Raw genomic sequence first — 16,379 nt, forward strand, 5'->3', positions numbered from 1 at the left:
AGTTGCGAGACGGCGGCTTGCGTCGAGAGTCCGATGCCGGAGATACGGGGGCGTTGATCTTCAGGCATCGGGCGGTCTCCGCGCCGTCGGGCATCAAGTTAAGGTCCTACGTCGAACAAATGTTCGACGTCTTCGGCTGCCCGAGTTGGAGGGTCTGCTAGTCGTGGCACGCCCCGAAAAGCCTTCGCAGGGCAAAATGCCCGCTCCGCTCGAACTGGAGGGCGAAGGAGTGGAAGACCGCCAAGAGCAGGCGGCACAAAATGAGACCTCTGCGACCCCGTCGCAGAGCAGTCCGGAATCCGGGCCAGGCCGTAACGGCCGTTGGCAGCTACGAAACTGGCGGCTGCGCACCAAGCTCGTCGCGGTCCTGTTGCTCCCGACGCTGGCAGCGCTGTTCCTAGGTCAGCTTCGAGTCGTCGACCAGATCGAGTCGGCCGACGAGCACGCCAGGAACGTCCGTGGGTTCGAGGTTGTGGAGCACAGCACCAACCTGATCCACGAACTCCAGCGGGAACGCGACGTCGCCTCGTCCTATATCGCCAGAGGCCGCGAAGGCGGTCTTGCGCCGGTCGACGAGCAGGTCGTCCGAGTCGACCAGGATGTCCAGCGCTTCCGGGACAACCTCGCGCAGCTCGACGACTTCGGTACCCAGGTCATCGACAGCCGTACTCGCGCCTTGGAACGCCTCGGTGGACTCACCGGGCTCCGCTTAGCGGTGCGCGACACGCAGTACTCCGAGACTGCGGCGATCAAGACGTACACGAGCATCATCCAGTTCCTCTTGCAGATGAACCGGGACATCGTCGCGTCGATCACCGATGGCGAGGTCAGCGCGTCCGCCCGTGCGATCGAGGCCTTGGCTCGTGCCAAGGAGGAGATCGCACAGCAGCGCGCGATCCTGCTCGCCGCCGGACAGCGCGACGAACTGCGGTCGATCCAGTACGACCAGTTGCAGGCGTCCAACGCCCAGTTCTCCGCTGCGGTCAACGAGTTCTACTCCATCGCGAGTCCTTCCGAGGCCTCGCTGTACAGCGACACCGTCGCGGGCCCGTCGGTCGACGACGTGAACAGCCTCAAGGGACGAGTGCTCGTCCGACACGAGCGCGGCATCCCGCTGAACCTGAACTCGGTGCTGTGGGACCAGGCCGCGAGCACCACGATCGGTCTGACCCGTGAGGTCGAGCTGGACCTGCAGGAGGACCTTCGGGCCCGAGGCGAGGTGCTGGCCGACGAGGCCAGGGTCACCGCCTTCCGCGACGCCGCTCTGATCCTCGGTTTCGTCATCGGCGCACTGGTTCTGATGCTGCTCGTCGCCCGCTCGATGCTTCGCCCGCTGCGAGTGCTGCGGAAGACGGCCCTCGAGGTCGCACACGAGCGTCTGCCCTCGGTCATCGCGCAGATGCGGGAGACCGAGAACGACATCCCCAAGCTCACCGTGCAATCCGTCGACGTGCACACCCGTGAAGAGATCGGACAGCTCGCCAGGGCGTTCGACGCGGTGCATAACGAAGCCGTCCGACTTGCTGCGGAACAGGCACTGCTGCGGGCGAACGTCAACGCGATGTTCGTCAACCTCTCGCGTCGTAGCCAGACCTTGGTGGAACGGCAGCTCGGCCTGATCGACCGGTTGGAGCGGGATGAGCAGGACCCCGACCAGCTGGCCAACCTCTTCGAGCTCGACCACCTCGCGACTCGTATGCGGCGCAACAGCGAGAACCTGCTCGTTCTGGCAGGTACCGAGACGACTCGACGGATGGCACGGCCGGTCCCGGTCACCGACATCCTCGGTGCCTCGGTCTCGGAGGTCGAGCAGTACGCCAGGGTCACGGTCTCCGCGGCTCCGGAACTCATGGTGCAGGGCCGCGCGGTCAACGACCTCGTCCACCTCATCGCGGAGTTGCTCGACAACGCCACCGCGTTGTCCGATCCGCAGACCAAGGTCACGGTCCGCACCGCGCACAGCCGCAAGAACGAGCTGATCATCGAGATCACCGACCGAGGCGTCGGCATGGCCGACGACGAGCTGGCCGCGGTCAACGAGCGGCTGGCCAACCCGCCGAGGGTCGACGTCGGTGTGTCGCGACGCATGGGTCTCTACGTGGTCGCCCAGCTGGCCAAGCGCCACGAGATCAGGGTTCGACTGCGCAGCGAGTACCTCGAGGGCGGCATCATCGCGCTCGTCGTCGTGCCATCGAACCTGGTGGTCCGGCCGAGTTCGGCGCGTGGCGGCGGTCCGGCCGGTGGCCAGGCCCTGCCGGGGCGGAACAACCTCGCGCTGCCGACCGTCGTCGGCGAACGCGGTGGACCCGCATCCGATGCCGGTTCGATGCCCGCACTGCCGCCGGTGGCACCGCCGAACCCGATGGAGCCGGTCGGTACTCCGTTGCCGAGCGACTCGGCCTTGAACGACATCGCCAGGAGCGACTCCACGGACTACTTCGGCTTCTACGGCGAGTCCGCGGAGTCGGAGTTGCAGGGCGACTACCGGAGTGCCTCCGAGGAGGAGACCGCGAAGCCCGCGAGTCGAGGGACGACCTCGGCCGGGCGACCGGCTCCGGAGGACACGGCGTACTTCACCGCCGCCGAGATGGACGACGCTCAGGAGCCCGACGACGCCGAGGACTGGGACGCCCAGTTCCCGCAGACGGACCACCCGGAGGCCGAGGCGGCTCCGTCCGCGTCCGCCGCGCCGAGTTCCAACGGCCAGCAGGCGCAGGCCAAGAAGGCGCAGAACGACTTCGACGCTCCCACCGAGCGGTTGCCGATCTACGAAGCCGTGCTATCGCAGTGGTTCCAGGCCGGTGACGGTGCGAGTTCCGCCGAGCAACAGTCCGCCAATGGTGCGGCGCAGCGGACTCCGCCCGCCAAGAACGCACCCGGTGCCAGCGCCGGGCGCAACGGTGGCGCACCCGCGAGCAGGCCTGCCGCGCCGCCGAGGCGCGACACTCCGCCGCCCGCGAGTAGGCGTCCGCAATCGGCCCCATCGGCCGGACGCGCCACGCCGCCGCCCGCGCCGACGCCGCCTGCCGAGCCCGTCGCACCGACGCGGCAGGCCGCGCCTGCCCAGACCCCGCCATCGCGACCGGCCGCACGGCCGGAGCAGCCGACCGCCAGCTCCGCGCCGTCGGAGAACCAGGGTTGGCATTCCGCAGGTGACGATGGTTGGGCAGCAGCCAAGACAGTGTTGGCCAAGGATCCGGAGGGTGTTACGCAAGCTGGTCTTCCCAAGCGTGTGCCGAAGGCCAAGTTGATGCCGGGATCGGTTGCGCCGCAGACTAAGACCCAACGGGCGGCCGCACCCGAGCAGTCGGATGCGCCGCCCCGGTCGGCTGAGATGATTCGAGGCAAGATGTCGAACTTCCAACAAGGACTGCGGAAGGGCAGGCACCACAGGGTTGACCCCCTGGCCGGTCCCGGTAGTTCCACAGATCCGTCCCATCAGTCCGCTAGCCGCCACGACGAGGAGCAGGAGTGACCGCGTCCGCCCAGCAACCAGGTTCCTTTGGTTGGTTGATCACTGACTTCGTGCGTCGCGTTCCTGGCGTAGCCCACGCTGTGGTCGTCTCCGCAGATGGCCTGCTTCTCGCCGGCTCTCACGGACTACCGAGGGATCGTGCGGAACAGCTTTCCGCCGTGGCCTCTGGCCTGATCAGCCTCACCCAAGGCGCTGCCAGGGTGTTCGAAGCCGGAGATGTGGCCCAGACGGTGGTGGAGATGGAACGGGGTTTCCTGTTCCTGATGTCCATCAGCGACGGCTCCTGCCTTTCCGTGCTGGCAGCACCGAACTGTGACATCGGACTCGTTGCGTACGAGATGACCTTGCTTGTCGAGCGGGTCGGGCAACAGCTCACACCAGAGCTACGCGCTCAGCTACAGGGTGTGACTCGCCGGTGAACCCACAGGCGTACTTACCTCGACGGAGTGATGGGCAATGACCTCGGGACCTGGTTTCGGCGAAGGCCGTGCTGGCGAGTGGGCGGGCCAGCTCGACTTCGATGGCTTCTATGGTCGTGGCCGTGACGGCCAAAGCGATCCGGACGCCGACTACCTGATGGGCGGCGCCGATCGGGCGCTGTTCGGTGGTCCCGGCGCGGATCTGCTCGGCACGAGCATGTCGGGTGACTTCGAGGACTTCTCGGCGGCTCCCGTCCAGGAAGTCGAACAGAGTTGGCCCGAGTACGAGCCGGATGAGGACAGCGGGCGTGATCCGCTGGTGGAGACCGGGTCCCTGGTTCGTCCCTATGCCAGGACGGGCGGCCGAACACGGCCGGATTATGATCTCCCCATCGAGGCTTTGATCTCCACGAGTGACCGTGGTCGTGAGCGCAACTCGATGTCGCTGGCCGAGCACCGTTCCATCTGCGGCCTGTGCATTGAGACTCGTTCCGTGGCCGAGATCGCGGCGCACCTGCGCCTTCCTCTCGGCGTGGTTCGCGTGCTGATCGGCGACATGGCCAGTCTTGGTTTGGTTCTCGTCCACAACAGTGGTCTTGTGATGGGGGACGGGCCGTCACTCGCGTTCCTGGAAAGGGTGCTCAGTGGGCTTCGCAGGCTCTGAACCCCAGCGGACTCCGGCCGCCAGCAAGCACGCCACCACGTCGACGAAGATCGTCGTGGCGGGTGGCTTCGGGGTTGGTAAGACGACATTCGTCGGCTCGGTCTCCGAGATCGTGCCGCTCACCACCGAGGCGGTGATGACCGAGGCCAGTGTGGGTGTCGACGACTTGAGTGCGACCCCCGGCAAGGTCACCACCACGGTGGCGATGGACTTCGGTCGTGTCTCACTCGACAGCGATCTGATCCTCTACCTGTTCGGTACTCCCGGTCAGCACAGGTTCTGGTTCATGTGGGACGACCTGGTCAAGGGCGCTATCGGCGCCGTCGTGCTGGTCGACAGCAGACGGTTGGCCGACGCCTTCGCCTCCATCGACTTCTTCGATGACCGTGAGCTGCCCTACGTCGTGGCGTTGAACTGCTTCGACGGGGTGCTGCACCACCGAATCGAGGATGTCCGCGAGGCGCTGACGATCGACGACAGCGTTCCGATCGTGGTGACCGACGCGCGTAATCGCGACTCGACCAAGCAGGCGTTGATCACGCTGGTGGAGCACGCGATGCGGCAGTGGATGGCGGTTCGCGCCACCGGTTGATGAGACGACCCGGTGTGGTGTTCGATTCGATACGAGTCGGGCACCACACCGGTTTTTCTTGTCTCTGGGGTTGATTCGATTCGCCCGACGTCCGCATCCCTTGGGCGCGGACGGACTCAGACCCGGGTCTGGTCCTCGGCGGGCGTGTTCTCCTCGACCAGCGCCGCGCTGGAGATCCGGTGCAGCGGATACCGTTGTACGGCTCCCACGCTCTGATCGAAGCCCTCCAGGAAACCGCCGCTGATGCTCACCGGATCGACGATGCGCTGCGTCGACGAGCCATGCGAGTCGACGAAACCGATCCACAGCCTGCGTTGAGCGGCCACGGCGTCCTGTAGCAAAGTGAACGTCGCCGAGGTGCGGTGTCCGTCGGAGGCCGTCGATGCTGCGGCGCCTCGGCGGACCACCGAGGTCCGGTCGCCGATGCGCAGGCCGGTGACTATCTCGGTGATGCGCTCATCGTCGATGGGCGCGGGTGTGGTGGGACGACGGCTGCTCGTCGCCCGTCTGGCCAGCCGCCGGCCGGTCGGCCGCAGGTCGAGCAGTGTGCCGTCCACACCCTCGGCCACCGGGGTGAAACCCGCCTCGCGCAGGCCGTCCAGTAGATCGACGAGTGGCAGCGGACTGACCAGTACCGTCGGTGCGATCTTGCGCAGTTCGAGTTGCTCGGCCTCCGGCCTGCTCAAGACCTCGGCCAGCAGTACCGGGTCCTCGCAGCGCAGGAACGAGCTCGCCGAGCCGCCGCGCAGGCGGCCGTGGCGACGCGCGACGTCGTCGATCAGGTAGGTCAGCGACTGGGGGATCGGCGTCCTGGACCGTTGGGCGAAGAGGTCGTGGAGCTCGGTGGCGCTGCGACCCGCGTCCAGGGCGCGGCGCACGCTCGACTCGCCGACCCGGAACACCGTTGCGCTGCCTGCGGACTCGACATCGGCGACCAGCGCCATGTCCGCGGCCAGATCGGCTTCCAACGGGCCGGGTGCGATCACCGTCAGATCGGCCTGAACCAGGATGTGGTCCAGCGGCGGCGGCATCGCCGCGCCCATCAGCTTGGCGGCCTCGGCCGGTCCATCGGTCAGCAACGCCTGTCCGGCGGCGGACAGCGCACCCAGCGCGATCACGCCGAGGGCGGCGGATTCCGACAGGGCCCACCGCACCTGCTCGTCACGCAGCCTGCCGCCCTGCCGGGGTGCCCGCCAGGCCAACAGTTCGACCAGCGGTTCCTCGGAGCGCAATCCGGTGTCGGCGGGCAACTCCGCGAGTTCCTCGAGCGTCCGACGCCGGGACTGCGGGGCGCGAGGCCTACGCAGTTCGTCGGCGAGCACCGAGAGCAGCCGGTCGCGGTCGTCGCGGCCACCTGCCAATGCGGGAAGTCTCGGCATGTCCAGCCAGGCCGCCGCGAGGGTGGCCCACCGTTGCTCGGAGGGCCCGGCGGTCCAGGTGTCGGCGGTGGTGGTGAGCAACCACCGTGGGTCGGTGTCCTCGCTCGCGGCCACCAGCGCCGCCGCGGCCGCAAGCTCGATCACCAGGGTGGCGCGTGCCTCGGTGCACTCCATGGCCCGGGCGGCCCGCTTCAGTTCGCGGACGCCCAGTCCGCCGGAGCGCAACACCGCAGGCGGCTCGGCGGACCAGAGTTGCAGCAGGGTGTCGACGTGCCGACACAGTTCGAGCGCCTCGCCCGCAGCGGCGCCGTCCACGTCTGCGGCGGCCCGTCGGGTCGTGTCCAGTTCCGGCGGATCCAGCCGTACCGGTCCCAGCGGGCGGTCGCCACGCAGCAGGATTCCCAGTTGCCGGGGCAATTCCACCGTCTCCGCATCGCGGCGGATCAGCAATCCGTTGGCGAGCAGACGTTGCACCGGGGTCTTGGCTTGTTCGATCGACACGACGGCGGCGGCGTCCTTGGTCTGGCCGATCGGCGCGCCGACGGACAGGGCGGTGAGCAGGCCGCGTTCGGCGTCGGACAGGGCGGCCACCACGGCCGGAAGGTCTTGGCGATCCAGGTGCGGGGCGGGCCTGCCGAGGCCGGCGGGGAACGGGCCGATGGTGTCGCGGGCGGTCGGCACCACCGAGAGCTCGCCGTCGTCGCCCCAGATCAGGGCACGGGCGCGCAGCTCGGCCACGCCCGCTCGAACCCGCTTGGCGGTCGCGCCGGGGCCGAACAGGGCGACCAGTGCCGTCATCGGTGCGGGACGTTGGTCGGCATCGAGGACCAGGAGCGCCTCCAACACCGTGAGGCCGACCGTGTCGAGTTCCTCACATGCCCTGGCCACGGATACGCCGATGCCCGCACGGGTGGCGAGAACGGTCGTATCGGCCGGGGCTGGGGTGGCCAGGTCGGGGCGGGCTCGCAGCAGTGCGGCGAGCGTCGAGTCGTCCTGGTTGCGCAACCAGTCGGCCAGTGAGGTGCCGGGCATCCCCTCCACGATATCTCGCGATACGGCAGACTGAGTGAGTCCTTTCCGACACCGCCGGGGCCCGCGCCCGTAAGCGCACGGGTCCATCGCATGGCCGCAAGCGCCTGCGATCCGCGCCTGCGGTCGGTCGGATGCCGCCGGAGACGAACCCAGGAGGAGCCGTGGCCAAGCCCGCTCGCAAGGACCGCATCGACCCGAGCTGGCCGCAGGTGCCCGAGGGTGAGCACGCGGTCTCCGAACTCAGGGCGCCCATCGCGGGCGCATCGTCGCCCTTCGGCGACGTGGAGTTTCCGCTGGCTGAGGACGCGCTGCCGTACAAGCACCCGGTGACCGTCATCAACCGCTGATTCATGGGTGGGCCGGCGTGCCGGCGCTGCAGAACGGCTGGTTACGCTGCTCTCCCCGATTGAACCCGTTACCAGGGAGGTAGCAATGCCGGTTCCCGGCCCCGGCTATGCCATCACGGTGCGGGTTGAGACCCCGCCGTCGTCGAGCGCGGCGGGTGACCTCACCAGCGCGGTCGGCCGGGTCGGCGGCGTGATCACGGCCCTCGACGTGGTCGAGTCCCACACCGACCGCGTCGTCATCGACATCACCTGCAACACCCTGTCGGCCGAGCATGTCACCGACATCACCACCACGTTGGATGCGCTGCCCGGCGTGGTCGTGCGCAAGGTCTCCGACCGAACCTTCCTGATGCACCTCGGCGGCAAGCTGGAGGTGCGTTCGAAAGTCGCGCTGCGCAACCGTGACGACCTGTCGCGCGCCTACACCCCGGGTGTCGCCCGGATCTGCCAGGCCATCGCGGCCAACCCCGACGACGCGCGTCGGCTGACCATCAAGCGCAACACCGTGGCGGTCGTCACCGACGGCTCCGCCGTGCTCGGCCTCGGCAACATCGGCCCGGCCGCCGCGTTGCCGGTGATGGAGGGCAAGGCGGCGCTGTTCAAGAAGTTCGCCGATGTCGACGCCTGGCCGGTGTGCCTGGATACCCAGGACACCGAGGAGATCATCCGCACGGTCGAGTTGCTCGCGCCGGTCTACGGCGGGATCAACCTGGAGGACATCGCGGCGCCGCGTTGCTTCGAGATCGAGCGCAGGCTGCGCGAGAAGCTGGACATCCCCGTCTTCCACGACGATCAGCACGGCACGGCCATCGTCGTGCTGGGCGCGCTGCGCAACGCCCTGCGGGTGGTGGGCAAGGACATCGGCGACTGCCGGGTCGTGGTGTGCGGCGTCGGCGCCGCAGGCTCGGCCATCATCCGACTGCTGCTGCGGGACAAGCCCGGCGACGTCCTGGCCGTGGACATCGACGGCATCGTGCACCCGGAGCGGGACGGCCTCGGCGAGCACCTGGAGTGGATCGCCGAGCACACCAACCGCGAGAACCGCAGCGGCTCGTTGCACGACGCGCTGGTCGGTGCCGACGTCTTCATCGGTGTCTCCGCTCCGAACCTGTTCGGTGCCGAGCAGGTGGCGACGATGGCGGAGTCCTCCATCGTCTTCGCCCTGGCCAACCCGGACCCCGAGATCGATCCGCTGGAGGCCCAGCAGCACGCGGCCGTCGTGGCCACCGGTCGCAGCGACTTCCCGAACCAGATCAACAATGTGTTGGCCTTCCCCGGTTTCTTCCGAGGGCTGCTCGACGCGCAGGCGAGCACGATCACGGACTCGATGATGCTGGCGGCTGCCGAGGCGATCGCCGATGTGGCCGACGGGGAACGGCTCAATGCGTCGTTCATCGTCCCCAGCGTGTTCGACTCGACGGTGGCGCCTGCGGTCGCCGAGGCGGTTCGCAAGGCCGCCGAGGAGGACGCGGCCGCCACCGAGTCGGTGCGGTAACCGGATTCGTCCGATCGACCACTGGCCGGAGCCTGCGTCACCGCGGGCTCCGGCCTTCGTGGTCTCACGGGGAGAACTCGCTTGGGTGCCACCGGAAGCCGGGCTTGGGTCACGCCGCATCGGGAGCGAGAGCCGATCCCGCCTAGCATCACCGAACATGGAGCTACCGCATCTGGATGAGGGCGGCGCGGCACGCATGGTCGACGTCTCGACCAAGGCGGCATCGGTGCGGACCGCGACCGCCTCGGGAGTGTTGCGCACCACCGAGGCGGTGATCGAGCTGCTCACCACGGGCACCCTGCCGAAGGGCGATGCCCTCGCCACCGCGCGGATCGCCGGGATCATGGGCGCCAAGCGGACGCCGGACCTGATCCCGCTCTGTCATCCGATCGTGCTGTCCGGGGTCGCCGTCGAGCTGCACCCGGAGCGAGACGGCGTCCGAATCTCCGCCACGGTCCGCACCACCGACCGCACCGGTGTCGAGATGGAGGCGTTGACCGCCGTCGCGGTCGCCGGGTTGGCCCTGCACGACATGGTCAAGGCGGTCGATCCGGCGGCGGTGCTGGACCAGGTGCGGGTGGAACGCAAGGACGGCGGGAAGACGGGGACATGGACGCGACCGGAGTAACGGCACCCAGGAGAGCCAGGGTGATCACCGCGTCCAACCGCGCCTCGGCCGGTGTCTACGCCGATACCACCGGGCCGATCATCGTGTCGTGGTTGCGGGAGCGTTCCTATGAGACCCCCGACGCCTCGGTGGTCCCGGACGGCCTGCCGGTGGGGGAACAGCTGCGGGCCGCCATCGCGGACGGCGTCGACGTGGTCGTCACCACCGGTGGGACGGGGCTGAGCCCCACCGACCGGACCCCGGAGGTCACCGGGGAGCTGTTGGATCACGACGTGCCGGGGCTGGCGGATGCGATCCGAGCGGCGGGGCTGCCGAAGGTCCCCACGGCCGTGCTCTCGCGGGGCCGGGCCGGAATCGCGGGCCGCACGCTGGTCGTCAACCTGCCGGGCTCCCGGGGCGGTGTCCGGGATGGGCTCGACGTCTTGGCCGGGGTGTTGGAACACGCGGTGGATCAGCTGCGCGGCGGTGATCATCCGCAGCCGGGTACGGCGGGCGGGCAGGCGGCCGCTGAACGGACCGCCGGCAGCTCGGCGGATCACGCGGCCGTGATATCGGCTGGCACCGCTGTTTCGGAGGCCGCCGTAACGGGCGTGAGCGCCCCGGAGGCGGCCGAATACGGCGCAGAAGGACAGAAGGCCGTGGTGCTGCGCGCCGAGGTCGTGGACGCGGATCTGGCGACTGTCGACCACGAGGCGCTCGTCGGCAACGCGGCGGCGGGCGCGGTGGTGGGCTTCCGGGGGGTCGTCCGGAATCATGACGGCGGACGCGGGGTACGCGAACTCGAGTACGTGGGGCATCCGACTGCGGCGCGGATCGCTGCCGAGGTGGCGGCCGATGTAGCGGCCAGGAATCCGGCGGTCTCGGCGCTGGCGGTAACCCATCGGCTCGGACTGCTCGCGGTGGGGGATCTCGCGCTGGTCTGCGCGGTCTCGGCGGCCCACCGCGCGGCCGCCTTCGCGGCCTGCGCGGACCTGGTCGACGAGATCAAGGCCCGGTTGCCGATCTGGAAGCGTCAGGTGTTCGTCGACGGCGACGAGGAATGGGTGGACTGTCCCTGAGGACCGTCCTGGCCGGGCAGGCCCGCCGATTCGGGCGGCGGGCGGCTGGCGTTGCGAGCTGGGCGGGTCCCGAGGTGGACGAGGAGGCCCCTGATCACGGCCCCGGCGGGAATGACCCACGCAGGCTGCTGCGGTCAGGACAGCTGGACGGCTGCCTCGGCTCTCGACGAGAGCCGATCGGACCTGCTCCCCGCTCCCCGGGGGATGGAAGCGGGTGCAGGTCCGATCGATAGATCATCCCACCAGGATCTTCTGACCCGCGAAGATCAGGTCCGGGTCGGCGATGACCTCTGCGTTCGCCTCGTGCAGCGACTGCCAGTCCGTGTCGTGCTCGCGCGCGATCTTGGACAGCGTGTCGCCTTCCTCGATGGTGTAGTTGCCCTCGGGGTGGTCGAGGATCGGGCCGACGTGTGCCGGGGCCAGTTCCTGAACCTCTGCGGGGGCGGGCTGCGGCTCGGGCTCGGGAGCCGCCTGCTGCTCCGGCGCGGGTGCTGCGGGTGCAGCGGGTGCGGCCGGTGCCGCAGGCTCGGGGGCGGGCTCTTCCGTTCCGCCGCCGAGGTGCCAGCCCGTCTTGGCGCTGCATGCGGGCCATGCGCCCGGGCCCTGCTCGGCCAGAACCCGCTCGGCGACAGCGATCTGCTGCTCGCGGGTGGCCTGGTGTGCGTTGGGAGCGAACTCGGTGCCACCGAATCCGACCCACGTCTGCGGGTGGAACTGGAGTCCACCGCTGTAACCGTTGCCGGTGTTGATGGCCCAGTCACCGGAGCTCTCGCACTGCGCGAGGGCGTCCCAGTCGGGCGCTGCGATTGCCGGTGTGGCCATTGCCAGGGGGGCGCCGACGAAGGCGCCTGCGACTGCGATTCGGGTGATGGTGCGGCTGGTGCTGGAAGGCTTGCGGTGCTTGCCTTGGTAGCGAGCCATGTCCCTCTCTCCCACCGCGCCTACTCGTCCTCGCGTTCGTTCTCGCAAGGCCTCGGCCAAGTCGTTCTCGCGAGATCTCCGCGAGTCCGTCCTTGATCGAGTTATCGTCCCTGTCCGGTTCTTGATTCGGGGAAGGAATGCGCTGGACAGGGCTTGGCGCTGCGCACTCCCGGTTTTCCTTACGGCCGTTCGGGGCGACCGAGAGGCGACGGTACGTAACCGCTGAGGGAATCCCAAACGATATCAATAGTGACGCTTGTCACAGTAACGCGAGTGGGTGACTTGCGATCAGCCTGTTTCTGCTGGTCAGAGCGTCGTTATCGGGCCGTTTCCGGTTCGATATCGATCACCCACCGTGAGGCACGGGTCACCATCTTGCGCTTACTGTGAGCGATTTTCTGATTTGCGCTCGGTAGCCGCACTGCTTCGAGTGAGCGTAGGGACACTAGTGGGGGAACCGGCTCGGTTGTCCAGTGGCAGAGCGTAAGAAATGACGCGGCGTACAAGATCCAATCGTGAAAGTGACGTCGTGCTAGGAGCCCCATTCGTGCAGCTCTGTGTAACGGTCGTCAGCCGCCCGCGAAGGGCGGCAGGACGTCGAGTTCGACCGGCTCCCGAACCGGTAGATCTCGATCTTTGACGGCTACCCCGTCCAGCAGGAAGCTGCAGGCCGGAAGGACCTTGGCCAGTCGCTCGCCCCGACGGGTCGCCAAGATCTCCAGCGCCGCCCGCACCGAGGTGCCCCTCGGCAGGGACACCGGTTCCTCGGCCACGCCTGCTGCGGCCCTGGCGCCCGCGAAGTAGCGGACGTTCCAGACGATCTGCTCGGGGGCGTTCACGGTGTCGAATCCCTTCTGATCGACCCGCGATCGGGCCGTTGTTCGGTCGGTGACGTGGTCGGTCACGACCATCGCCTTGGCGACCATCGCTACCGAGCGGGGCCGTATCGGCACTATTTCGCTCCGTACGTTCTGCGCGCGCACGCGCACGCGCGCGAGGGCCCGCCTGGCCGGGCCGATCAACCGCCGATGGCACTCATCGGCCTGCGGGGTTGGGTGAAGCTCTCGTCGTCGATGCCGTGGCCCGCCCGCTTGCCCCACATCGCCTCGCGCCAGATCTCGGCCAGCTCCTCGTCGCCCGCCCCGGAACGCAAGGGGCCGCGCAGATCGGTCTCGGTCTGCGAGAACAGACAGCTGCGGATCTGACCGTCGGCGGTCAACCTGGTTCGATCACAGGCCGCGCAGAACGGGCGGGTCACCGAACCGATGATGCCGACGGTGGCCGGACCGCCGTCGACCGTCCACCGTTCCGCCGGGGCGGAGCCGCGTTCCGAGTCGTGTTCGGCCAAGTCGAATCGACTGCGCAGCAGCGCCAACGTCTCGGCGGCGGTGACCATCGTCGAGCGCTGCCAACCGTGTTGGGCGTCCAACGGCATCTGTTCGATGAACCGCAGGTGATAGCCCTCGTCGATGGCGAAGCGCAGTAGATCGGGCGCCTCGTCGTCGTTGATTCCGCGTAGCAGCACCGCATTGATCTTCACCGGGTCCAGGCCTGCGGCCCTGGCTGCGGCCAAGCCCGCGAGCACGTCGTCGAGTCGCCGCCGCCGAGTGATGGTGTGGAAGAGCTCGGGGCGCAGCGTGTCCAGCGAGACGTTGATCCGATCCAGGCCGGCCTCGGCGAGCTCTGCCGCCCGATCGGCCAAGACGATGGCGTTGGTGGTCAGCGAGATCTTCGGCTTCGGCTGCAATCCGGCGGCGTGGTGCACGATCGCCGCCAAGTCCTTGCGCAGTAACGGTTCGCCGCCGGTGAATCGCACATCGCGGACACCCAAACGCTCCACCGCGACGCGCAGCAGGCGGTTGACCTCGGCGGTGTCGAGCAGGCTGCTCTTGGCCAACCAGTCCAGGCCCTCGGCGGGCATGCAATACGAACACCGCAGATTGCAGCGGTCGATCAACGACACCCGCAGGTCGGTCGCGGTTCGGCCGTACCGGTCGATCAGTCCGGCGGCTTCGGGGCGCGACGGTCCGGTCACCGCGCCCGGAACGGTCGGGATGCCCAGTTCTACAGCGCTCACAAGTCGAGCCTAACCATGCGATCGCCGAAAATCGGCCACGTCCCGCCCAGGGCGCTGCGAGTGGCCGCGATCCGACCGTCCGCTTCATCCGGTGACGTAAGGTCCGATCCCGTGCCTCAGTACCGCATCACCGAATCCGCCACCCTGCTGGGCGTGAGCGACGACACGGTGCGTCGTTGGATCGAGTTGGGCCAGTTGAACGCAGGCCGCGACGACTCCGGGCGGATGGTGATCGAGGGGTCCGTGCTCGCTGCTTTCGCCGCAGGCCACGCCAAGGACACGCCGGACCCGTCGTCGGTGAACCGCTCCGCCCGCAACCGCTTCGTCGGCCTGGTCACCGAGGTCGTGGTCGATCGGGTCGCGGCCAAGGTGGAGATGGTCTGCGGTCCACACCGGGTGGTCTCGTTGATGACCGCCGACGCGGTCGCCGAGCTGGGTCTGGAGCCGGGCGTGCTGGCCGTCGCCGTGGTCAAGTCGACGCATGTCGTGGTGGAGACGCCGCGTTCCGACTAGGTCCATGCCTTCGACGGGATGGCGCTCCATGCATTCGACAGGCAACATGAGGCCGTGATCGGAGCAGCCAAGACCCAACCGGAACGCTGGAACTACCTGCTGGACATGGATGGCGTCCTCGTACACGAGGAGCACCCCATCGCAGGCGCCGATCAACTGCTGGCGGAGTTGGCCGAGCAGGAGATCGGCTTCATGGTGTTGACCAACAACTCCATCTACACGCCACGCGATCTTCGTGCCAGACTCTCGGCCAACGGGCTGGAGGTGCCGGAGAAGTCCATCTGGACCTCGGCACTGGCCACCGCGCGATTCCTCGACTCGCAGCGGCCCGGCGGTTCCGCTTACGTGATCGGCGAGGCGGGGCTGACCACCGCCCTGCACGAGGTCGGCTACGTGCTCACCGACCGAGACCCCGACTACGTGGTGTTGGGCGAGACCCGGACCTACAGCTTCACCGCGATCACCAAGGCGGTCCGCCTACTCGAGGCGGGCGCGCGGTTCATCGCCACCAACCCGGATGAGACCGGCCCCAGCCGCGAGGGCCTACTGCCCGCCACGGGCGCCGTGGCGGCCCTCATCGAACGCGCGACCGGACGCGCACCGTATTACGTGGGCAAGCCGAATCCCTTGATGATGCGGTCCGCGTTGCGCGCCCTCGGCGCCCACTCGGAGAACACCCTGATGGTCGGCGACCGGATGGACACCGACGTCCGTGCGGGCATGGAGGCGGGCATGCAGACCATCCTGGTGATGTCCGGCATCTCCGGTCCCGCCACTGCGGAGAGCTTCCCGTTCCGGCCGACCCGGGTGATCGAGTCGATCGCGGAACTGGTCGGTGCGGCTTCGACGCCGTTCTCGGTGGGGGTGCGTACCGGGACGGTCGTGACCCCTGGGAACACGGACGTCGACGCGGGTGCGGGAGAGACCGGCCGGGACTGACTCGCCGGTCGGCCGGGCCCCGGACGGCGTCTACTAGCTGTAGAGGTTGCCCCGCAGGACGGTGGTCGCCCGGCCGGAGAGCACGACCCGATCGCCGCGCAGTGCCACGCGCACGGTGCCACCGCGTGCCGAGCGCTGCTCGCCGACCAGCTCGTCGCGGCCGAGCTTGTCGGCCCACCAGGTGGCCAGAGTGCAGTGCGCCGAGCCCGTGACCGGGTCCTCGGCGATCCCGACGCGCGGGAAGAAACAGCGGCTGACGAAGTCGATTCCGTCGGGGCCACCGCTCGCCGTCACCAGCAGTCCCCGGTATGCGAGCGCGGCCAACGCGGCCAGATCCGGTCGGATCCCGTCGACCACGGCGGGCGATTCGACCTCTACCAACAGATCGGCCTCGCCTGTCGCCGCCGCGACGATCCGGGCCCCGCCCAGGATGGCGGACAACTCGGCGGGCGGCTCGGCCAGCGGCGTGGTCCGATCGGCCGGGAAATCCATCTCGATCCGGCCGTCTTCGGTTGCGGTGCAGGACAGCTCGCCACTGCGCGTGGTGAAGACCTGGTCGCCGCCGAGGACGTGTGCGGTGGCCAGGGTGGCGTGTCCGCAGAGATCGACCTCGGTGGTCGGCGTGAACCAGCGCAGCGGCTTCGGCGCGTCCGATGGTCCGGAGACCTCGACGAACGCGGTCTCCGAGTGCTGCAGTTCCGCAGCCACCGCCTGCATCCATTCTGGGTCGCGGAAGCTGGGCAGTAACACGACTCCGGCGGGGTTGCCCCCGAAGGGCCGATCACTGAATGCGTCCACGACGTATACGTCCACCGACATGCGGAGAATGTAGAGCCCATC

15 protein-coding genes are annotated in these 16,379 nt (G+C 68.6%); 10 read left to right on the forward strand and 5 right to left on the reverse strand.

What is annotated here, in order from left to right:
* Nucleotides 1–196 precede the first annotated feature (196 nt).
* Genes BKA25_RS01915 through BKA25_RS01930 form a run of 4 tightly spaced genes read left to right on the forward strand, consistent with a single transcriptional unit; the run spans nucleotide 197 to nucleotide 5,150 of the window.
* On the forward strand, nucleotides 197–3,475 hold the full coding sequence (locus tag BKA25_RS01915; RefSeq protein ID WP_084643448.1) for a nitrate- and nitrite sensing domain-containing protein: 3,279 nt from the start codon (nucleotides 197–199) through the stop codon (nucleotides 3,473–3,475).
* A complete protein-coding gene (locus BKA25_RS01920; RefSeq protein WP_069852620.1) occupies nucleotides 3,472–3,894 on the forward strand; it encodes a roadblock/LC7 domain-containing protein in 423 nt (140 codons plus the stop codon). The genes BKA25_RS01915 and BKA25_RS01920 overlap by 4 nt, the downstream gene beginning before the upstream one ends.
* A 37-nt stretch (nucleotides 3,895–3,931) precedes the next feature.
* The gene (locus BKA25_RS01925; RefSeq protein WP_084643447.1) at nucleotides 3,932–4,558 is read left to right on the forward strand and encodes a DUF742 domain-containing protein; all 627 of its coding nucleotides are present in this window, start codon (nucleotides 3,932–3,934) and stop codon (nucleotides 4,556–4,558) included.
* Nucleotides 4,539–5,150: a GTP-binding protein gene (locus BKA25_RS01930; protein ID WP_069852619.1), complete on the forward strand. Its 612-nt coding sequence runs from the start codon at nucleotides 4,539–4,541 to the stop codon at nucleotides 5,148–5,150. Before BKA25_RS01925 ends, BKA25_RS01930 begins: the two co-directional genes overlap by 20 nt.
* Before the next feature lie 116 nt (nucleotides 5,151–5,266).
* On the opposite strand, the gene BKA25_RS01935 is transcribed toward BKA25_RS01930, so the two are convergent.
* Entirely contained in the window at nucleotides 5,267–7,561 is a 2,295-nt protein-coding gene (locus tag BKA25_RS01935) for a helicase-associated domain-containing protein (protein WP_069852617.1), read from the reverse strand.
* 161 nt (nucleotides 7,562–7,722) lie between these two features.
* On the opposite strand from BKA25_RS01935, the gene BKA25_RS01940 reads away from it, so the two are divergent.
* The 4 genes from BKA25_RS01940 to BKA25_RS01955 all read left to right on the forward strand — a co-directional run bounded on the left by BKA25_RS01940 (nucleotide 7,723) and on the right by BKA25_RS01955 (nucleotide 11,089).
* The gene (locus BKA25_RS01940; protein ID WP_069852615.1) at nucleotides 7,723–7,908 is read left to right on the forward strand and encodes a hypothetical protein; all 186 of its coding nucleotides are present in this window, start codon (nucleotides 7,723–7,725) and stop codon (nucleotides 7,906–7,908) included.
* An 85-nt stretch (nucleotides 7,909–7,993) separates the two neighbouring features.
* A complete protein-coding gene (locus tag BKA25_RS01945) occupies nucleotides 7,994–9,403 on the forward strand; it encodes an NAD-dependent malic enzyme (RefSeq protein ID WP_069852614.1) in 1,410 nt (469 codons plus the stop codon).
* A 157-nt stretch (nucleotides 9,404–9,560) separates the two neighbouring features.
* A complete protein-coding gene (gene moaC, locus BKA25_RS01950) occupies nucleotides 9,561–10,031 on the forward strand; it encodes a cyclic pyranopterin monophosphate synthase MoaC (RefSeq protein WP_069852612.1) in 471 nt (156 codons plus the stop codon).
* The gene (locus BKA25_RS01955) at nucleotides 10,013–11,089 is read left to right on the forward strand and encodes a molybdenum cofactor biosynthesis protein MoaE (protein ID WP_069852611.1); all 1,077 of its coding nucleotides are present in this window, start codon (nucleotides 10,013–10,015) and stop codon (nucleotides 11,087–11,089) included. The genes moaC and BKA25_RS01955 overlap by 19 nt, the downstream gene beginning before the upstream one ends.
* 234 nt (nucleotides 11,090–11,323) lie before the next feature.
* Here the strand turns inward: BKA25_RS01955 and BKA25_RS01960 are convergent, their stop codons facing one another.
* The 3 genes from BKA25_RS01960 to moaA form a co-directional block, all read right to left on the reverse strand.
* Nucleotides 11,324–12,010: a LysM peptidoglycan-binding domain-containing protein gene (locus tag BKA25_RS01960; RefSeq protein WP_069852609.1), complete on the reverse strand. Its 687-nt coding sequence runs from the start codon at nucleotides 12,008–12,010 to the stop codon at nucleotides 11,324–11,326.
* 569 nt (nucleotides 12,011–12,579) lie between these two features.
* Complete coding sequence (locus BKA25_RS01965; protein WP_311734445.1) at nucleotides 12,580–12,915, reverse strand: MoaD/ThiS family protein; 336 nt, start codon at nucleotides 12,913–12,915, stop codon at nucleotides 12,580–12,582.
* 113 nt (nucleotides 12,916–13,028) lie between these two features.
* Entirely contained in the window at nucleotides 13,029–14,087 is a 1,059-nt protein-coding gene (gene moaA / locus BKA25_RS01970; protein ID WP_084643446.1) for a GTP 3',8-cyclase MoaA, read from the reverse strand.
* Between the two features lie 111 nt (nucleotides 14,088–14,198).
* Between moaA and BKA25_RS01975 the strand changes: the two genes are divergently transcribed.
* A complete protein-coding gene (locus BKA25_RS01975; protein ID WP_069852607.1) occupies nucleotides 14,199–14,600 on the forward strand; it encodes a TOBE domain-containing protein in 402 nt (133 codons plus the stop codon).
* A 105-nt stretch (nucleotides 14,601–14,705) separates the two neighbouring features.
* A complete protein-coding gene (locus BKA25_RS01980; RefSeq protein ID WP_236751035.1) occupies nucleotides 14,706–15,539 on the forward strand; it encodes an HAD-IIA family hydrolase in 834 nt (277 codons plus the stop codon).
* A gap of 33 nt (nucleotides 15,540–15,572) precedes the next feature.
* On the opposite strand, the gene BKA25_RS01985 is transcribed toward BKA25_RS01980, so the two are convergent.
* Complete coding sequence (locus BKA25_RS01985; RefSeq protein ID WP_069852606.1) at nucleotides 15,573–16,358, reverse strand: PhzF family protein; 786 nt, start codon at nucleotides 16,356–16,358, stop codon at nucleotides 15,573–15,575.
* Nucleotides 16,359–16,379: the final 21 nt, after the last annotated feature.

This window comes from Actinoalloteichus hymeniacidonis (assembly GCF_014203365.1).
GTDB lineage: Bacteria > Actinomycetota > Actinomycetes > Mycobacteriales > Pseudonocardiaceae > Actinoalloteichus_A > Actinoalloteichus_A hymeniacidonis.

Coding starts and splice junctions, on each gene's coding strand:
- BKA25_RS01985 (WP_069852606.1), bottom strand. CDS start 16,358: ATGTCGGTGGACGTATACGTCGTGGACGCATTCAGTGATCGGCCCTTC.
- BKA25_RS01955 (WP_069852611.1), top strand. CDS start 10,013: ATGGACGCGACCGGAGTAACGGCACCCAGGAGAGCCAGGGTGATCACC.
- moaC (WP_069852612.1), top strand. CDS start 9,561: ATGGAGCTACCGCATCTGGATGAGGGCGGCGCGGCACGCATGGTCGAC.
- BKA25_RS01925 (WP_084643447.1), top strand. CDS start 3,932: ATGACCTCGGGACCTGGTTTCGGCGAAGGCCGTGCTGGCGAGTGGGCG.
- BKA25_RS01935 (WP_069852617.1), bottom strand. CDS start 7,561: ATGCCCGGCACCTCACTGGCCGACTGGTTGCGCAACCAGGACGACTCG.
- BKA25_RS01960 (WP_069852609.1), bottom strand. CDS start 12,010: ATGGCTCGCTACCAAGGCAAGCACCGCAAGCCTTCCAGCACCAGCCGC.
- BKA25_RS01945 (WP_069852614.1), top strand. CDS start 7,994: ATGCCGGTTCCCGGCCCCGGCTATGCCATCACGGTGCGGGTTGAGACC.
- BKA25_RS01915 (WP_084643448.1), top strand. CDS start 197: ATGCCCGCTCCGCTCGAACTGGAGGGCGAAGGAGTGGAAGACCGCCAA.
- BKA25_RS01980 (WP_236751035.1), top strand. CDS start 14,706: ATGGATGGCGTCCTCGTACACGAGGAGCACCCCATCGCAGGCGCCGAT.